Genomic DNA, 18238 nt, shown 5'->3' with positions numbered 1-18238 from the left:
TCACAGCCCCTTCGCCGCGGTGCGGACGAGGACGAGGCCGCCGTTCGGACCCGGGATCGCGCCCTTGATGAGCAGCAGACCCTTCTCCGCGTCGACCGCGTGCACGGTCAGGTTCTGGGTGGTCACACGCTCGTGGCCCATCCGACCCGCCATGCGCATGCCCTTGAACACACGGCCCGGGGTGGCGCAGCCACCGATGGAACCGGGCGAGCGGTGCTTGCGCTGGGTGCCGTGACCGGCGCCGAGGCCCTTGAAGTTGTGACGCTTCATGACACCGGCGAAGCCCTTGCCCTTGGAGGTGCCGGTCACGTCGACCTTGACACCCGCCTCGAACAGCTCGGCGGTGATCTCCTGGCCCAGGGTGTACTCGGACGCGTCCGAGGTACGCAGCTCGACCAGGTGGCGGCGGGGGGTGACACCGGCCTTGGCGAAGTGGCCCTGGAGGGGCTTGTTCACCTTGCGGGGGTCGATCTCGCCGAAGCCGATCTGGACGGCGTCGTAGCCGGCCGGGCTGCCGGCGGTGTGGACCTGGGTCACGACATTCGGCCCAGCCTTGACGACGGTCACCGGAACGATCCGGTTGTTCTCGTCCCAGACCTGGGTCATGCCGAGCTTCTCGCCCAGGATGCCCTTAATCTGCTTAGCCATCTTCGGTGCGCCTCTCAGAGCTTGATCTCGATGTCGACGCCAGCCGGCAGGTCGAGACGCATCAGCGAGTCAACCGTCTTCGGCGTGGGGTCGAGGATGTCGATCAGACGCTTGTGAGTGCGCATCTCGAAGTGCTCGCGCGAGTCCTTGTACTTGTGCGGCGAGCGGATGACGCAGTAAACGTTCTTCTCAGTGGGCAGCGGCACCGGGCCCGCGACCTGCGCACCAGTCCTGATCACCGTCTCGACGATCTTCTTCGCCGAGGAGTCGATGACCTCGTGGTCGTAGGCCTTGAGCCGGATGCGGATCTTCTGTCCCGCCATGGCTACTCCGTAGTCCTTTGAGTCGTACGTCGCCACTCGACCCTCCTCCGACCCCCGCGCTCGGGCGTGTCGCACTCGCGCTTGCAAAAAACCGGCGAACAGGTCCGTCGGTCTCGAACTGCTGGGAGAGGTGAGCCGGGTTGATACCCCGCATACGCTTCCCGGAAGATTCCCGTACTTTCGCCCCGCAGCTGCCGTGGTGTCGCTTACACACCACTGCACCCACACACAGCACGTGGGCACATGGACGGCCATTCACGGGAACGACGAGTACATGGGACTCGCTTCCGGTCCTCCCGACGGGAGGCGCGCAGCATCGGTACTCAACCGAGCAACTTGGACATCCTGCCACAGAATGCGGGCGATGCGCCAATCGGGCCCACCCGCAGCAGTGCACGTCACACCGGGTGCGGGCCGCCGGCGTCCGGACATGCCGAGGGCCCGGCCCCCTCCCTCGCGGGACGGGGCCGGGCCCTGCAGTTGACCAGAGGTCAGATCGCCAATTACTTGATGATCTTGGTGACCTGGCCGGCGCCGACGGTGCGGCCACCCTCACGGATGGCGAACTTCAGGCCCTCCTCCATGGCGATCGGCTGGATCAGCGCGACCGTCATGGCGGTGTTGTCGCCCGGCATGACCATCTCGGTGCCCTCGGGGAGGGTCACGACGCCGGTCACGTCCGTGGTACGGAAGTAGAACTGCGGGCGGTAGTTGTTGAAGAACGGGGTGTGACGGCCACCCTCGTCCTTCGACAGGATGTAGGCCTGGGCCTCGAAGTCGGTGTGCGGGGTGACCGAACCCGGCTTGATGATGACCTGGCCGCGCTCGACGTCCTCGCGCTTGATGCCACGGAGCAGCAGACCGACGTTCTCACCGGCCTGGCCCTCGTCGAGCAGCTTGCGGAACATCTCGATACCGGTGACCGTGGTGGTGGTCTTGGTGGTCTTGATGCCGATGATGTCGACGGTCTCGTTGACCTTGAGGATGCCACGCTCGATGCGGCCGGTGACGACGGTGCCACGACCGGTGATCGTGAAGACGTCCTCGATCGGCATCAGGAACGGCTGGTCGGTGAGGCGAGCCGGGGTCGGGATGGCCTCGTCGACCGCGTGCATCAGGCCGAGGAGCTTCTCGCCCCACTCCTTGTCGCCCTCCAGCGCCTTCAGCGCGGAGACGCGGACGACCGGCAGGTCGTCGCCCGGGAACTCGTACTCGGAGAGGAGCTCACGGACCTCGAGCTCGACGAGCTCCAGGATCTCCTCGTCGTCCACCATGTCGGCCTTGTTCAGGGCGACAACGATGTAGGGGACGCCGACCTGGCGGGCCAGGAGGACGTGCTCCTTGGTCTGCGGCATCGGGCCGTCGGTGGCGGCGACGACGAGGATCGCACCGTCCATCTGGGCCGCACCGGTGATCATGTTCTTGATGTAGTCCGCGTGACCCGGGCAGTCGACGTGGGCGTAGTGACGCGCCTCGGTCTGGTACTCGACGTGCGCGATCGAGATGGTGATACCGCGCTGACGCTCCTCCGGCGCCTTGTCGATCTGGTCGAACGGCGTGAAGGGGTTGATGTCCGGGTACGCGTCGTGCAGCACCTTGGTGATGGCCGCGGTCAGCGTGGTCTTACCGTGGTCGATGTGACCAATGGTGCCGATGTTGACGTGGGGCTTCGTCCGCTCGAACTTCGCCTTCGCCACTGCAGTCCTCCTGAGGACAGTTCTGTACGCCGTACGACGTCAGTTGGTCTGGATCGGGTTATTGGAACGGGGCGCTGGTCGCGCCCCATTGCCGTCCCGCGGGTGGGGGTGCCGGAGGGCTCCCGGGCGGAACCCGGACGGGTGAACGCCCGGGTGCCCTCCTTCTAGCCTAAAGGGTCTGATTCATCCCGATTACCGGGACGTCACTCGCCCTTGGCCTTGGCGATGATGTCGTCCGCCACGTTCCGCGGAACCTCGGCGTACGAGTCGAACTGCATCGAGTAGCTTGCGCGACCAGAGGTCTTGCTGCGCAGGTCACCGACGTAGCCGAACATTTCGGAGAGCGGCACCAGCGCCTTGACGACGCGAGCGCCGTGACGCTCCTCCATGGCCCGGATCTGGCCACGGCGGGAGTTGATGTCGCCGATCACGTCGCCCATGTAGTCCTCGGGGGTGGTGACCTCGACGGCCATCATCGGCTCGAGCAGAGCCGGCGACGCCTTCCTGGCACCTTCCTTGAACGCCATGGAACCGGCGATCTTGAACGCGAGCTCGGACGAGTCGACGTCGTGCGACGCACCGTCGAGCAGGCTCACGCGGACGCCCTGGAGCGGGTAGCCGGCGAGAACGCCGAACTCCATGGCTTCCTGGCAACCGGCGTCGACCGACGGGATGTACTCGCGCGGGACGCGGCCACCGGTGACCTTGTTGACGAACTCGTAGCCCTCGCCGGACTCGAGCGGCTCGATCGCGATCTGGATCTTCGCGAACTGGCCGGAGCCACCGGTCTGCTTCTTGTGCGTGTAGTCGATGCGCTCGACGGCCTTGCGGATCGTCTCGCGGTACGCGACCTGCGGCTTGCCGACGTTGGCCTCGACCTTGAACTCACGGCGCATACGGTCGACCAGCACCTCGAGGTGCAGCTCGCCCATACCCGCGATGATGGTCTGGCCGGTCTCTTCGTCCGTGTTGACCTGGAAGGACGGGTCCTCCTCGGCCAGGCGCTGGATGGCGACACCCAGCTTCTCCTGGTCGCCCTTGGACTTGGGCTCGATCGCGACGCGGATGACCGGGGCCGGGAAGTCCATGGACTCCAGGATGACCGGCTGCTTCTCGTCGGACAGCGTCTCACCGGTGGTGGTCTGCTTCAGGCCCATCACGGCGATGATGTCGCCGGCGCCCACCGAGTCGATCTCCTCACGCTTGTTCGCGTGCATGCGGTAGATCTTGCCGATGCGCTCCTTCTTGCCCTTGACGGAGTTCAGCACCGAGGTGCCGGACTCCAGGCGGCCGGAGTACACGCGGACGAAGGTGAGCTTGCCCAGGTGCGGGTCAGACATGATCTTGAACGCGAGGGCGGCGAGCGGCTCGTCGTCAGAGGCCTGACGGACGATCTTCTCCTCGTCGTTGCCCGGCTTCGTACCCTCGATGCCCTCGATGTCGAGCGGCGACGGCAGGTACTTCACGACCGCGTCGAGCAGGGGCTGAACGCCCTTGTTCTTGAACGCGGAGCCGCAGAAGATCGGGGTGAAGGACGAGTCCAGGGTGCCCTTGCGGATCGCGGCGATCAGCAGCTCCTCGGGGATGTCCTCGCCCTCCAGGGCGAGCTCCATCACCTCGTCGCTGATGTTCGACACGGTGTCGAGCAGGGCCTCGCGGTACTCCGCGGCCTGCTCGACCAGGTCGGCCGGGATGTCGACAGTGTCGTACATCTCGCCCTTGGGCGCGTCGGCCGAGTAGACCAGGGCCTTCATCTTCACCAGGTCGACGACACCGGTGAAGTCACCCTCGGCGCCGATCGGCAGCTGCATGACCAGCGGGGTGGCGCCGAGGCGGTCCACGATGGTCTGCACGCAGAAGAAGAAGTTGGCGCCCGTGCGGTCCAGCTTGTTGATGAAGCAGATGCGCGGGACACCGTAGCGGTCAGCCTGCCGCCACACGGTCTCGGACTGGGGCTCGACACCGGCGACGCCGTCGAACACGGTCACGCCACCGTCGAGGACGCGCAGCGAACGCTCCACCTCGACGGTGAAGTCGACGTGGCCCGGGGTGTCGATGATGTTGATCGTGTTCTCGACACCGTCGAGGGTCCAGTGGCAGGTCGTCGCGGCAGACGTGATGGTGATGCCGCGCTCCTGCTCCTGCTCCATCCAGTCCATGGTGGCAGCGCCATCGTGGACCTCACCGATCTTGTACGAGACACCGGTGTAGAACAGGATCCGCTCGGTGGTGGTGGTCTTGCCCGCGTCGATGTGCGCCATGATCCCGATGTTGCGGACCTTGGCGAGGTCAAGGGAGGTTGCAGCCATGGTGGCTCGTTCTCTCTCTGTCTAGTGACGGGGTTGGGACTACCAGCGGTAGTGCGCGAAGGCCTTGTTGGACTCGGCCATCTTGTGGGTGTCCTCGCGACGCTTCACGGAAGCGCCCAGACCGTTGCTGGCGTCGAGGATCTCGTTGAGCAGACGCTCGGTCATGGTCTTCTCGCGACGGGCGCGGGAGTAGCCGACCAGCCAGCGCAGCGCCAGGGTGTTGGCGCGGCCCGGGCGGACCTCGACCGGCACCTGGTAGGTGGCGCCGCCGACGCGGCGGGACTTGACCTCGAGGGTCGGCTTGACGTTCTCCAGCGCGCGCTTCAGCGCGACAACCGGGTCGGCGCCGGTCTTCTCACGGACACCCTCAAGGGCGCCGTAGACGATCCGCTCGGCGGTGGAGCGCTTGCCGTGCAGCAGGATCTTGTTGACCAGCGAGGTCACCAGCGGGGAGCCGTAGACCGGGTCGATGATGACCGGGCGCTTCGGGGCGGGGCCCTTACGAGGCATTCTTACTTCTCCTTCTTGGCGCCGTAGCGGCTGCGAGCCTGCTTGCGGTTCTTGACACCCTGGGTGTCGAGCGAGCCGCGGATGATCTTGTAGCGGACACCAGGAAGGTCCTTCACACGGCCACCGCGGACCAGCACGATGGAGTGCTCCTGCAGGTTGTGGCCCTCGCCCGGAATGTAAGCGGTGACCTCGATCCCGCTGGTGAGGCGCACACGGGCGACCTTGCGGAGAGCCGAGTTCGGCTTCTTCGGGGTGGTCGTGTACACACGCGTGCAGACGCCGCGACGCTGGGGCGAACCCTTCAGTGCGGGCGTCTTGTTCTTCTCGACCTTGTCCTGCCGGCCCTTTCGGACCAGCTGCTGGATCGTAGGCACCGTTTCTCCGTTTTCTGTGTGCCAAGGCTTGGTGGAACTAACCTGCGGTATGGCCCCCACCCACCGACCCACGCGGTCGGGCGTGTTGGCCTTCTTCGGGGGAAGAATCGCGGAATCCCATGAGCTGCGCTGCGGCTACGGCACACACCGAGCGGGTGGAGTCTCCGCTGCGGCGGCCGATCTGCTGGCACGCACAAGGACCCGGGCACACCCCAGGCACAAGGTCAGAGCGTACCTAGCGCACAGGCGGCGGTCAAAACAAATGGGGCGCGCCGGAGCGGTCACCGCCCGTACCACGCCCGACCGGCGGGATCTCCGCTCAGTGCGGACCGCCGCTGCTCGCCACCATGACCAGCAGGAGGAAGAACAACGCCCATCCGGCGACCGACAGCCAGCCGAACACCAGCCCGAGGATCGCCAGACCGTCGCCGTCCTCCTTGGTGCGGCGGATCTGCGAGCGGGCCATGTGGCCGGTGATCACGGCCGGCACGGCGGTGATGCCGCCGGTGACCACGCACAGGCCGCCGAGGATCGCCGAGGCCACCGCCAGGCTGTTGTTGGGGCGCGGGGCGGGCAGCGGGGGCGGCAGCGGCATGAAGGTCGGCGGGACGGGCGCGCCGAACGGGGCGACCATCGGCCCGGACGGCAGGTCGACGACCAGCGCGGACAACTGCCCGTAGGTGGCAGCCTGGTGGGCCGAACTCATCCGCTGCTCGTACTCGGCGGCGGTGAGCCGGCCCTCGGCGTAGGCAGCCTTCAGCACGTCCACGGTGCGCTCGCGGTCGGCATGCGCGGCCCGCATCCCGCCCTGCGGTGTCGCCACCGGCTGCCAGGGCTGCTGCCCGTACGGCGCCGGTGTTCCCCACTGACCGGCCATCGCGGCCACCTCCCGTTCCCCGCACCGACCGTGCGCCTCTCAGCATGCAGGACGAACGGCGGGTCCGGGTAGTTGCCGGATCGCCGGGGGTGACCGGTCGACTGCCGGTCCGCGCAACGGCAATACCGCCACATGGGGGATGGAAAGGTAAAGAAATGATCATAAGGTCGAGTCGTTCCGCCCGGCCCGACCCGACGAGGAGACCACCCGCCATGGAGGCGACCACCCCGCCGCCCGCCGTCTCGATCCGCGACCTGTGGAAGCGCTTCGGTGCGCAGACCGCCGTCGCAGGACTGAACCTCGACCTGCCCGCCGGTTCGTTCATCGGACTGGTCGGCCCGAACGGCGCCGGCAAGACCACCACGCTGTCCATGGTCACCGGCCTGCTGCGGCCCGATCGGGGCATCGTGCTGGTGCACGGCGCCGACGTCTGGCAGGACCCGGTCGCGGTCAAGTCCCGGATCGGCATCCTGCCCGAGGGCCTGCGCATGTTCGAGCGGCTCAGCGGGCGCGAACTGCTCCAGTACAACGGCCGGTTGCGCGGCCTGCCCGGCGCCGAGACCGACCGGCGCGCGGAGGAACTGCTGGCCGTGCTCGACCTGACCGGCTCCGCCGACAAGCTGGTCGCCGACTACTCCACCGGCATGCGCAAGAAGATCGGCCTGGCCGCGGCGCTGCTGCACAACCCCGATGTGCTGTTCCTGGACGAACCGTTCGAGGGCGTCGACCCGGTGTCCGCACAGACCATCCGCGGCGTCCTCACCCGGTACGCCGCCTCCGGCTCCACCGTGGTGTTCTCCAGCCACGTGATGGAGCTCGTCGAGTCGCTGTGCGACTGGGTCGCCGTGGTCAACGCCGGCCAGGTGGTCGCCGCCGGGCCGCTCGACCAGGTGCGCGGCGAGACCTCGCTGCACCAGGCGTTCCTCGGGCTGGTCGGCGTCCGCGAGGACGACGGGCAGGCGCTCGGATGGCTCGGCGGGGGCCACCGGTGAGCGCTGCCGTCACCTCCGCGGACGACCGGGCCGTCGTCCGCACGCTGGTCTCGCTGAAGGTCCGGCTGCTGCGCAACGGGCTGCGGCGCAGCCCCGGTCGGGCCGCCGGCTACCTGGTCGGCACCTGCCTCGGGCTGCTGTTCGGCGTGTCTGCGGCCGCCGGGCTGGTGGTGCTGCACGGGCACGACGGCGCCGCCGACGCCGCCGTGGTGCTCACCGCCGGGCTGGCGGTCTGCTGGACCGCCATGCCGCTGTTCTTCTTCGCCGGTGACGAGAGCGCCGACCCGACCCGGCTCACCATGCTGCCGCTGCGCCCGCAGGCCCTGCTGCGCGGCACCCTGTTCGGCAGCCTGGTCGGCCCGGGCCCGCTGATCGGCCTGCTGATGCTGGCCGGCGCCGCCGTCGCGGCCGGGCGGGGCGCGGCCTCCGCGGTCGTCGCGGTGCTCGCCGTGCCGCTGACCCTGCTGCTGCTGATCGCCCTGACCCGTTCGGTGGCCGCCGCCAACGCCCGGCTGCTGTCCAGCCGGCGCGGCAAGGACTTCGCGATCTTCGGCGGCCTGCTGTTCGCGGTGCTGGTGCAGCTCGGCAACCTGGGCATGCAGAGCGCCGTCCGCAGCCCCGACCAGAGCCTCGATCTGTCGGTGCTGCACCCGTACGCGGCGGTGGTGCGCTGGATACCGCCGGTCTCCGCGATCGACGCGGTGCGCTCGGCCGGGGACGGCGACTACCTGGTCGCGGCGCTGCAACTCGCGCTGGCGGGCGGCCTGTTGGCCGTCCTGCTGCGCTGGTGGCTGCGCAGCCTGCAGAGCCTGATGGTCTCCGGCGACGCCTCCACGCTGGTGGAGACCTCCTCGGTGCACCACGGCCGGGCCGCCCGCGGCTGGCGGCTGCTGCCCGCCGGCCGGGTCGGCACCGTCGCCCAGCGGCACCTGCGGTACGCCTGGCGGGAGCCCCGCGCCAAGGCGGCGATCTTCACCGGCGTCGGCATGACCGGCGTGATCTCGGCGCTGTCGGTGGTGCAGGGCTGGGGCTCGGTGTACGTGATCGGGATCGGCGGGCTGATGCTCGGCCTGCAGGCCGGCAACCTGTTCGGCATGGACGGCTCCGGGTTCTGGATGGTCGCGGCCGGCCTGAGCACCCGTCAGGACGCCCGCGACGAGCTGCGCGGCCGGGTGTTCGCCGTGCTCTCCTACAGCATCGTCGTCCTGCTGGTGGTCGGCCCGGTGCTGGCCGCCGTCACCGGGCGGTGGGCGGAGCTCGCGCCCGCGCTCGGCGTGGCGTTCGCCGCCCTCGGCACCAGCCTCGGCCTGGGCAGCGTGATCAGCGTCTACGCCCCGTTCGCGCTGCCCGCCGACGGCAACCCGATGCGCAGCGCCGCGCCCGGTCAGAACGGCGTGGTGATGCTCAACGCCTTCGGGTCGATGTTCGGCGTCTCGCTGGGCTGCGCGCCGGTCGGCATCCTCCTCGGTGTCCTGCTGATCTCGCACTCGCCGGCCTGGCCGGTGCTGCCGATCGGCGTGCTGTACGGCGCGGCGATGGCCCTGCTGGGCATCCGGGTGGCGTCGGCCGGGCTGATCAAGCGGCTGCCGGAGATCCTCGCCCGGGTGATCGAGCGCTGACCCGCGCCGGGCCCGGGGCGCGCCGCTATCATGCGTGCGCGCCCGGGGCCGACCCCCGCGGGCTCGGGGGGAGAACGCACCATGGGGACCGGCATCGCCGCCGCGGACCACGCGCAGCACTACGGCTGGACGGACAACCCGTTCTGGACGCACACCGTGCTGCCGATGCTCGGGGTGCTGCTGGTGCTGCGGCTGGTCACGGCCTCCTCGCTCGGCCGCAGCCAGCACGGCTACCGGGCCCGGCTGCTGTCCCGGGGCCGGCGCGCGCAGATCCGCACCCTGCTGACCGGGGACGCCTCGCGCCGGCAGGCCGAGCTGCGGGCGCTGCGGTCCGCGTACCCGCCGCGGTGGATCGCCTCCGCGCTGGAGCTGGTGCTGCCGGTGGTGGTGGCGGGCGGGCTCGCGGTGCTGCTGTGGATCGGCATGCACACGCAGTTCACCGACCGGAACGACCTCCTGGACCAGGAGGCGGTGCGGACCAGCCCGCCGTGGCTGGCCTCGCGCGCGCTGCTCGCGCTGTTCGGCGGCGAGGGCGGGTTCGGCGCGGCACTGACCGGCCTGGTGCTGACCGTGCTCTGGCAGCTGCTGTGGGCCCGCACCCGGTTCCTGGTGCTGTGCACCCGGATGCCGTCCGGCACCTGGGAGCACTCCCGGCTGCGCCGCTACCTGGTGCCGGTGCTCGCCGCCCAGTTCGTACTGCTGCCGCTGGCGCTGCCGAACGGCGCGCTGATCGGGTTGGTGCTGTGGCAGCTGTGCTCGCTGTGGACCACCCGCCGCCTGAACCTGCTGCCGACGGCCGCGCCCGCCCCGCCGTTGACGGGTGTCTCCACGGCCGCGGAGGCGCCCGCCGGGGCCGTCCGGGAGACCGTCGACACGCTCGGCGCGGCCGCCTCCGCGCGCCTCCGGTCGATCCGCGAGGCCCGCGCGGCGCAGCACACCCGCCGTGCCCGGGAGGCCGCCGCGCGGGCCGCCGCCGCGCAGAACGAGGCGGAGATCGCCGCCCGGGACGCCGAGATCGCCCGGCAGGTGCGCGCCGAGTCGGAGGCGCTGCGGGCCGCCCGCGAGGCCGAACGGGTCGGGGCGGCGGCCCGGTTCGCGGCCGAGCCCACGGTGGCCGGCCCGCCGGCCGCGGCTCCTCCGGCTCCCGCGGCAACGGTGCTCGACACCGGCGGGCTGCCGAAGGTCGACGCCAAGCCGCTGCCGAACGGCGCGCCGGCCTCGATCGGCGGGTACCGGCTGCTCGGGCTGATCGGCTCGGGCGGCTTCGGGACCGTCTACCTGGCGCGCCGCCAGGGTTCCGCCACCGTCGTCGCGCTGAAGACCCTGCACGCCGACGACGAGCACGACGAGGACCTGCGCCGCCGGTTCGCGAACGAGGCGAAGGTGCTGGCCCAGGCGCCGGCCGCGCACACCGCGCGGGTGCTGGACACCGGCGTCGCCGACGGCACCCCGTTCATCGCCATGGAGCTGCTCGACGGCCGCCCGCTGCAGGCGTTCCTGCGCGAGCGCGGCACGCTCGCCGACCCGGTGGCGCTGCGGTCACTGGCGGTGGCGCTGGCCGTCTCGCTGGACGCCCTGCACCGCGGCGGGCTGGTGCACCGGGACCTGAAGCCGTCCAACATCATGATGACCAGCGACGGCCCCAAGCTGCTGGACTTCGGCATCTCGCTGATGGCCGACCACACCCGGCTGACCCGGACCGGCGGCCTGGTCGGCACCCCGGTCTTCATGGCCCCGGAGCAGCTGGGCGAGGGGCCGGTGGGCCCGGCCGCCGACGTCTGGGCGTGGGCGTGCTGCCTGGTGTGCGCGGCGCACGGCGAGAGCCCGTTCGCGACCGCCAACCAGTTCGTCGTCTACCACCGGGTGCGGAACGAGGAGCCCGACCCGGCGGGGATCGCCGCCGTGCGGGCGCTCGACCCGGAGCTGGCCGGCGTCGTGGAGCGGGCCCTCGCCAAGGACCTCGCGGTCCGTCCGGCCGACGGGGCGGCGCTGCTGGCGCTGCTCACCGCGGACGGGACGCCCGCGGAGCGGCAGATCGCGCGCGGTTGGGACGCCCTGGGCGGCTGACCGGTCCGGCGGGGTGGGGCGCTCCGGCATCATGGGAGGCGTCCCTCCCCCGTCGCCCCAGGAAGCAGGACCACTGTGACCAGCACCGATCAGTCCGTCGACGAGCTGTTGGCGGAGGCGGTGGGCCGGGTGGTGGGCGCGCCGGCCGACGGGGTGGAGTTCGTGGTGGACGGCGCGGCGTCGGTGCTGGCGGCGTCGGCGGACCAATGGCCGGCGGTGAGCCGGGCGCTGCTGGGTTTCGCGGAGCGGTCGGTGGGCCGGTGCTGGGCGGCGGGCTGGCGGCCGGCCGATCTGGTGCGGGTGGTGCGGCGCGAGCTGGCCCCGGTGCAGGTGGCGCTGGCGGTGGACCTGATCGCGGCGGAGGGCCGCCGGCATCCGGCGGCCTCGCTGGACCGGCGTTGGCTGGACCAGCTGCGGGAGTTGGAGGCGGAGCCGTGGTGGCCGTCCGACGAGGCGTACCTCCAGGCGTTCGCGGAGCGGCACCGGCTGGACCGGTTCGCGCTGGCGACGGCGGCGCTGGAGCTGCTGCGGATATGGGCGCTGCTGCCGCCCGTCCAGCCGGTGGGTCCGGTGCCGGGGCAGTCCGCGCCGCGGGCGAGCGGGCCGCGGGCCGGCGAGCCGCGGATGCTGGGGCGGATCCGGGCGCTGCTGGCGAAGGCCGAGTCGACGGGGTTCCCGGACGAGGCCGAGGCGTTGACCGCGAAGGCGCAGGAGTTGATGGCGCGGCACTCGATCGACGAGGCGCTGCTGTCGGCGGGCGGCCCGTCGGCGGACGAGCCGGCGGCGCTGCGGATCGGCGTGGACAACCCGTACGAGGGCCCGAAGACGATGCTGCTGGACGCGGTGGCGGCGGCGAACCGGTGCCGGGTGGTGTGGGCGAAGGAGTTCGGGTTCTGCACGGTGATCGGGTTCGACGCCGACCTGGACGGCGTGGAGCTGCTGTACACCTCGCTGCTGGTGCAGGCGACGGCGGCGATGCATCGGGCGGGCAGCCGCAAGCACAAGGACGGGGCGGCGCGGACGAAGGCGTTCCGGCAGTCGTTCCTGGTGGCGTACGCGGCGCGGATCCGGGAGCGGCTGGCGGACGCCACCGAGCGGGCCACCGAGGACGCGGCGGCCGGTCGCCCGGCCGGGGAGGCGGCGGCCGGTCGCCCGGCCGGGCCCGGCGACCCGGCGGCCGACGGCGACGGGTCGCTGCCGGTGGCGGCGCCGGCCGGCGGGCTGCTGCCGGTGCTGGCCGCGCGGGCGGAGGCGGTGGACGACGCGGTGGGCCGGATGTTCCCGAAGCTGGTGTCGCAGCGGGTGCGGGTGAGCGACGGCGAGGGCTGGGTCGAGGGACGGGCCGCCGCCGACCGGGCTACGCTGCACCGTGGTTCGGGCCGGATCGCGCGCTGACGAAGCGTCGGCCCGACGGACGCGAGGGGGATCGGAGTGGAGTTCTCGGAGCGGGTGCGCGGGTCGCTGCTGGGCGGTGCGCTGGGTGACGCGCTGGGGTGGTCGGTGGAGTTCCTGCACCTGGACAACATCCGGCGGCAGTACGGCAGTTCGGGCCTGACCGAGCTGGCGGACGGCGACCGCGACGGCCACATCACCGACGACACCCAGATGACGCTGTTCACCGCGGAGGGCCTGCTGCGCGGCGGCCGCCGCCGGGACCTGCACGCCGCGTACCGGCGCTGGCTGGAGACGCAGCGGCAGAAGCGTCCGATCCTCCCGGACGGCTGGCTGGCCGCGCAGCCGTTCCTGTACGCCTCCCGGGCGCCGGGCAACGCCTGCATGTCGGGCGTGGTGCTGGACTACCGGGAGGCCGCGCCGTTCGGCCAGGAGGGCCCGGTGAACCCGCAGTCGAAGGGCTGCGGGACGGTGATGCGCTCGGCGCCGTTCGGCCTGGTCGGGCAGGGCCCGGACGAGGCGTTCGGGCGGGCCGCGCTGGCGGCGCAGCTGACGCACGGCCATCCGACGGGCTACCTGGCGGCGGGCGCGTTCGCCGCGCTGATCGCGCGGGTGGCGGCCGGGATGCCGCTGCGGGAGGCGGTGTCGGCGACGCTGGAGCAGCTGGCGGCGTTGCCGTTGCACGCGGAGACGGTGCAGGCGCTGCGCCGGGCGGTGCGGGTGGCCGACGAGGGCCCGGGTTCGCCGGAGTCGGTGGAGCGGGTCGGCCTGGGCTGGATCGCCGAGGAGTGCCTGGCGATCGCGGTGTACGCGGCGCTGGTCACCGCGAACCCCCGGGACGCGCTGGTGCTGTCGGTGAACCACTCGGGCGACAGCGACTCGACGGGCGCGGTCTGCGGCAACCTGGTGGGCGCGATGTACGGCGTCTCCGCGCTGCCCGCCGACTGGTGCGCGCTGGTGGAGGGCCGGGACGTGCTGCTGCAGGTCGCCGACGACCTGGTCGCCCACGTCCGCGGCGACCGCGCGGTGCTGGACGGGCGATACCCGCTGCCGGAGCGGTGATCCGGTGGGCCTGAGTCTGGAGAAGGTGTCGGCTGCCGCGCCCGGCCTGGTCGACCTGTACAAGTCCGCGCGGGTGAGCCTCACCGCGCGCGGGCTGCAGGACGTCCGGGCCGCCGTCTACCTGGTGCTCGACCGTTCCGGCTCGATGCGTCCGCACTACCGGTCCGGCGCCGTCCAGCACTTCGCCGAGCAGGTACTGGCGCTCTCGGTGCACCTGGACGACGACGGGCGGGTGCCGGCGGTGTTCTTCTCCACCGGCGTGGACGGCGTCGCCGAGATCTCGCTCGACGACCACCTGGGCCGGATCGACCGCCTGCACGCCTCGTACGGGCACATGGGCCGCACCGACTACCACCTGGCGATGAAGGCCGTGATCCGGCACTACCAGCTCTGCGGCGCCACCGACCCGGCGCTGGTGGTGTTCCAGACCGACGGCGGGCCGAGCTCGCGGGCGGCGGCCCGGGACATGCTCTGCCTGGCCGCCGAACTGCCGCTCTACTGGCAGTTCGTGGGCTTCGGCGATCCGGCCGACCAGGAGTTCGCGTTCCTGCGCCGGCTGGACGAGCTGCCCGTGCCCGCCGAGCGGCCGGTCGACAACGCGGGCTTCTTCCCGGCCGGCCGCGACCCGCGCGCCCTCACCGACGCCGAGCTGTACGACCGGCTGCTGACCGGCTTCCCGGAGTGGCTCGCGGCCGTCCGGACGGGCTGAGGTCAGTCCCAGAGCGCGCCGAACGCGAGCAGTTCGTCGCGGTGCTCGATCCGCTCGATCCAGTCCTGCGGCCACGCGCCCTCGCCGTGCCGGGCGCCCGCGAACGCGCCGGCCAGGCAGGCCAGCGAGTCGGAGTCGCCGGCGGAGACGGCGGCCCGGCGGACGGCGGCGACCGGGTCGTCGGGGAGCAGCAGGAAGCAGAGCAGCGCGGTGGCGAAGGCTTCCTCGGCGACCCGGCCCTCGCCGGTCCGCTCGCAGGGATCGGCGTCGACCTCACCGGCGGCGAGGGCGGCGTCGAGGCGGTCCAGGGCGCGGAGGCACTCGTCCCAGCCGCGTGCGATGAAGGCCTCGGGCGAGTCGAAGTGGTCCCGGGAGGCGAGGTCGCCGAGCCAGAACTCGTCGTACTGGGTGCGCTGTTGGTGGGCGTGGGCGCGCAGCTTGGCGGGCAGTTCGGCCGGCTCGACGCCCTGGGCGAGCCATCGGACGGTGAACGCGGTGAGCTCGCTGGCGGCCAGCGCCGTGGGGTGGCCGTGGGTGAGCCCGGACTGCAGCTGGGACGCGCCGGAGACCTGCCGGTCCGTCAACGTGAGGACCAGCCCGAGCGGGGCGACCCGCATGTTCGCGCCGCAGCCCTTGGAGCCGACGTCGGACGCGTCCTGCCAGGGCCGGCCGGTGGAGAGCCGGAAGCAGGACCGCAGGCAGGTCATGCCGGGGGCCCGGTTGTTGGCCGGGGAGCGCCACCACTCCACGAACTCCTCGCGCAGCGGCAGTTCGAGGCGCAGCGGGACGAGCGGGCCCTCGGCGAGGCCGGTGCGCAGGGCGCGGGCGAGCGCCAGGGTCATCTGGGTGTCGTCGGTGACCTGGGCCTTCTTCGGGAGCGGGAGCTGCCGCCAGTCGGGGCTGAGCAGGCCGATCTCGTGCAGGTTCAGGAACTCGGTGCGCTTGCCGAGGGCGTCGCCGATCGCCAGCCCCAGCATCGATCCCGTCGCCCGCCCCATGACCCGTGCCCCTCTCAGACCTCGACCAGCAGTTCCTTCAGTCCGCGGATCACGTAGCCGGGGTTCCACTCGGGCTCGCGCACCAGCGTCAGCCCGGGGGCCTTGCGGAGCAACGCGCCGTAGGACTCGGTGAGTTCAAGTCTGGCAAGGGGCGCGCCGAGACAGAAATGAATTCCGGCGCCGAAGGTGATGTGCGGGTTGTCGGCGCGGCCGAGGTCGAGCCGGTCGGGGTCGGTGAAGCGCTCGGGGTCGCGGTTGGCGGAGCCGAACAGCAGGGCGACCTCGGCGCCGCGCGGGATCGTCACGCCGCCGACCTCGATGTCCTCCAGCACCCAGCGTTCGAACATCTGCAGCGGGGTGTCGTAGCGCATCAGCTCTTCGACGGCGGTGGGCAGCAGTTCGTCCACCGCGCCGCGCAGCCGGGCGAGTTCGCCGGGGTTGCGGAGCAACGCCCACCAGCCGTTGCCGGTGGTGTTGACGGTCGCCTCGTGACCGGCGTTCAGCAGCAGCACGCAGGTGGAGATCATCTCCTGCTCGCTGAGCACCTGCCCGTCCTCGGCGGCCTGCGCCAGCGCGCTGATCAGGTCGGTGCCCGGCTCCTCGCGCCGGCGGCGGATCAACTCCCGCAGATAGGCGGAGAATTCGAGGCTGGCGGTGACGGCACGCCGGGCGGTGTCCTCGTCCGGGTTGAGTTCGAACATGCCGGTGATGTCGGCCGACCAGGGCCGCAGCAGGTGCCGATCCGGCTCGGGGACGCCGAGCATCTCGGCGATCACGGCGACCGGCAGCGGCTCGGCGACCTTCGCGATCAGGTCGCCGCCGCCGTCGGCGAGCAGGTCGTCGACCAGTTCGCCGGCCAGCCGCCGCACGGTCGGGCGCAGCGACTCGACCATGCGCGGGGTGAACGCCTTCGCCACCAGCCGCCGGATCCGGGTGTGGTCGGGGCCCTCCAGGTCGAGCAGGCCGTGGTCGTTGAGGGTGTGGAACGGCTCGTGCGCCGGGTTCGGCGCGGGCTGCCCGAACTCCTCGTGGCTGAAGCGGTGGGTGTAGGTGCGCCCCAACCGCCGGTCCCGCAGCAGCGCGTTGACGTCCGCGTACCGGGACACCAGCCACTGGTCGCTCGGCCCGTAGTGGACGACCGGCGACTGCTCGCGCAGCGCGGCGTAGGCCGGGTACGGGTGGGCCACGAACTCGGCCGACCACGGGTCGAAGACGTCGATCGCCACGGTGCGCTCTCCCTGCTCGTCGGACTGCCATCGTATGCCGTCCGACCTGCGGGTTTTCGATCAGCCCTGGGCGAGGTCGCCGCCGACCAGCCGTCGGACCAGCTTCGGCAGCGCCTCCGAGATCGGCTCCCGGACGACCTCTGACGCCGCGTCGTCGTACGGGGTCGGCTCGCCGTTCACCACGATCAGCTTCGCGCCGTGCTCCAGCGCGATCCGCGGCAGCAGCGCCGCCGGCATCACCTGCAGCGAACTGCCCACCGCCAGGAAGACCTGGCAGGCCTTGGCGACCGCGTCCGCCTGCTGCAGCGTCCGCTCGTCCAGCGCCTCGCCGAACATCACGGTGCGCGGCCGCAGCACCGCCCCGCACTCCGCGCACGCCGGGTCGTCCTCGCCCGCCGCGACGCGTTCCAGTGCCGCCGCCATCGGAGAGACCACCCGGCACCGGACGCACTGCACCTCGGCGGCGGTGCCGTGCAGCTCGACCACCTTCCGGGCCGGCAGGCCCGCCGCCCGGTGCAGGCCGTCCACGTTCTGCGTCAGGACCCGCATCGGCACCCCGGCCCGTTCCAGGTCCACCAGCGCCCGGTGGCCCGCGTTCGGCCTCGCGTCCACCGCCCCGGCGTCCCGCCGCATCAGCCAGGACCGCCGCCGCACCTCGGCACTCGCCAGGTACGGCCCGATCGTCACCAGCTCCTGCGCACTCGGATCCCGCTGCCACAGCCCCTGCGGTCCCCGGTAGTCGGGAATCCCCGAATCCGTCGAGATTCCCGCCCCCGTCAACACCGCCACCAGCGGCCGCTTCTCCGTCATGCCCGGGACGGTACGGCCCGCAGCCCGTTCCGGCCACCGGTTATCACCGGCCAGAACGCCGCCAGGTAGCACACCGCGCCGACCGCCAGGAAGTCCAGCGACGCCCCCATCAGCAGCGTGCCCACCAGAACAAGCACCGGGCTCCACCAGCGCACCGCCCTGCGCACCGTCAGACGCACCAGCAGCGCCAGCAGCCCGACGTACAGCAGCATCGGCACCACCGTGTACACCAGCGGCATCACCCCCGGCACCGACTGCACCCGGTCGAACAGCTCCGACCGCGCCGCGTAGTCCGCGGAGACCGCGTTCGCGTACAGATCCACGGCGCTCTGCGCGAGACCCGCCAGCACCCCCGCGAGACCCGCCCCCAGCCAGACCCGGCCCCACACCCCACGCTCGCCGCCCAACCGCCACAGCTCCACCAGCCCGAACCCCAGCAGCGCCAACCCCACGAACAACGCCAGGTGCCCGACCGTCCAGCCGACCCCCACCCCGCGCGACCCCGGCACCAACCGCACCACCCCGTACACCGCGAGCAGCCCCGCCGAGAACCCCAACGCCCGACGCCCCGTGACCATCGCCAACCCCTTTGCGAGAGTGCCTCTTTCGACACCCGCAACCCTCC

Annotated in this window: 17 protein-coding genes; 6 read left to right on the top strand and 11 right to left on the bottom strand. The window is 71.7% G+C overall.

Annotated elements, in window-relative coordinates; all coding sequences use genetic code 11:
* From rplC to AMK19_RS03495, 7 genes are all read right to left on the bottom strand, one after another.
* On the bottom strand, positions 1-648 hold the full coding sequence (rplC, locus tag AMK19_RS03525; RefSeq protein ID WP_073807928.1) for a 50S ribosomal protein L3: 648 nt from the start codon (positions 646-648) through the stop codon (positions 1-3).
* Positions 649-662: 14 nt separating this feature from the next.
* On the bottom strand, positions 663-971 hold the full coding sequence (rpsJ, locus tag AMK19_RS03520; protein ID WP_012785157.1) for a 30S ribosomal protein S10: 309 nt from the start codon (positions 969-971) through the stop codon (positions 663-665).
* A gap of 503 nt (positions 972-1474) precedes the next feature.
* Positions 1475-2668 carry an elongation factor Tu gene (tuf, locus tag AMK19_RS03515; protein ID WP_073807926.1) on the bottom strand — a complete coding sequence of 398 codons (1194 nt, stop codon included), beginning with the start codon at positions 2666-2668 and terminating at the stop codon, positions 1475-1477.
* A gap of 203 nt (positions 2669-2871) precedes the next feature.
* Positions 2872-4977: an elongation factor G gene (fusA, locus tag AMK19_RS03510; protein WP_073807924.1), complete on the bottom strand. Its 2106-nt coding sequence runs from the start codon at positions 4975-4977 to the stop codon at positions 2872-2874.
* A 39-nt stretch (positions 4978-5016) separates the two neighbouring features.
* Complete coding sequence (gene rpsG / locus AMK19_RS03505; protein WP_030457432.1) at positions 5017-5487, bottom strand: 30S ribosomal protein S7; 471 nt, start codon at positions 5485-5487, stop codon at positions 5017-5019.
* A 2-nt stretch (positions 5488-5489) separates the two neighbouring features.
* Positions 5490-5861 carry a 30S ribosomal protein S12 gene (gene rpsL / locus AMK19_RS03500; RefSeq protein ID WP_014144289.1) on the bottom strand — a complete coding sequence of 124 codons (372 nt, stop codon included), beginning with the start codon at positions 5859-5861 and terminating at the stop codon, positions 5490-5492.
* Positions 5862-6180: 319 nt separating this feature from the next.
* On the bottom strand, positions 6181-6738 hold the full coding sequence (locus tag AMK19_RS03495) for a DUF1707 and DUF4190 domain-containing protein (RefSeq protein WP_338015768.1): 558 nt from the start codon (positions 6736-6738) through the stop codon (positions 6181-6183).
* Positions 6739-6950: 212 nt separating this feature from the next.
* Between AMK19_RS03495 and AMK19_RS03490 the strand changes: the two genes are divergently transcribed.
* The 6 genes from AMK19_RS03490 (at position 6951) to AMK19_RS03465 (ending at position 14579) form a co-directional block, all read left to right on the top strand.
* Positions 6951-7730: an ABC transporter ATP-binding protein gene (locus tag AMK19_RS03490; RefSeq protein ID WP_073807921.1), complete on the top strand. Its 780-nt coding sequence runs from the start codon at positions 6951-6953 to the stop codon at positions 7728-7730.
* Positions 7727-9349 (top strand): hypothetical protein, encoded by a 1623-nt coding sequence (locus tag AMK19_RS35820; RefSeq protein WP_083646459.1) that lies wholly within the window; start codon positions 7727-7729, stop codon positions 9347-9349. Before AMK19_RS03490 ends, AMK19_RS35820 begins: the two co-directional genes overlap by 4 nt.
* 81 nt (positions 9350-9430) lie before the next feature.
* A complete protein-coding gene (locus AMK19_RS03480) occupies positions 9431-11416 on the top strand; it encodes a serine/threonine-protein kinase (RefSeq protein ID WP_073807918.1) in 1986 nt (661 codons plus the stop codon).
* Between the two features lie 75 nt (positions 11417-11491).
* Complete coding sequence (locus AMK19_RS03475; protein WP_083646458.1) at positions 11492-12811, top strand: DUF2786 domain-containing protein; 1320 nt, start codon at positions 11492-11494, stop codon at positions 12809-12811.
* A gap of 36 nt (positions 12812-12847) precedes the next feature.
* Positions 12848-13870 carry an ADP-ribosylglycohydrolase family protein gene (locus AMK19_RS03470; RefSeq protein WP_241844210.1) on the top strand — a complete coding sequence of 341 codons (1023 nt, stop codon included), beginning with the start codon at positions 12848-12850 and terminating at the stop codon, positions 13868-13870.
* A gap of 4 nt (positions 13871-13874) precedes the next feature.
* A complete protein-coding gene (locus tag AMK19_RS03465) occupies positions 13875-14579 on the top strand; it encodes a VWA domain-containing protein (protein WP_073807915.1) in 705 nt (234 codons plus the stop codon).
* Between the two features lie 2 nt (positions 14580-14581).
* On the opposite strand, the gene AMK19_RS03460 is transcribed toward AMK19_RS03465, so the two are convergent.
* The 4 genes from AMK19_RS03460 to AMK19_RS03445 are packed head-to-tail and all read right to left on the bottom strand — an operon-like array spanning position 14582 to position 18191.
* Positions 14582-15577 carry an ADP-ribosylglycohydrolase family protein gene (locus AMK19_RS03460; RefSeq protein ID WP_073807913.1) on the bottom strand — a complete coding sequence of 332 codons (996 nt, stop codon included), beginning with the start codon at positions 15575-15577 and terminating at the stop codon, positions 14582-14584.
* A gap of 14 nt (positions 15578-15591) precedes the next feature.
* Positions 15592-16803, bottom strand: a complete 1212-nt coding sequence (locus AMK19_RS03455) for a cytochrome P450 (RefSeq protein ID WP_443134983.1) — start codon at positions 16801-16803, stop codon at positions 15592-15594.
* A gap of 60 nt (positions 16804-16863) precedes the next feature.
* Positions 16864-17613 carry an SIR2 family NAD-dependent protein deacylase gene (locus tag AMK19_RS03450; RefSeq protein ID WP_073807912.1) on the bottom strand — a complete coding sequence of 250 codons (750 nt, stop codon included), beginning with the start codon at positions 17611-17613 and terminating at the stop codon, positions 16864-16866.
* A complete protein-coding gene (locus AMK19_RS03445) occupies positions 17610-18191 on the bottom strand; it encodes a hypothetical protein (RefSeq protein ID WP_073807910.1) in 582 nt (193 codons plus the stop codon). The genes AMK19_RS03450 and AMK19_RS03445 overlap by 4 nt, the downstream gene beginning before the upstream one ends.
* Positions 18192-18238 lie beyond the last annotated feature (47 nt).

Origin of the sequence: Kitasatospora sp. CB01950, from assembly GCF_001905465.1 — a bacterium.
Taxonomy (GTDB): Bacteria; Actinomycetota; Actinomycetes; order Streptomycetales; family Streptomycetaceae; genus Kitasatospora.
Note: the sequence above shows the minus strand (reverse complement) of the source record. Positions and strands in the feature narration are given on the sequence as shown.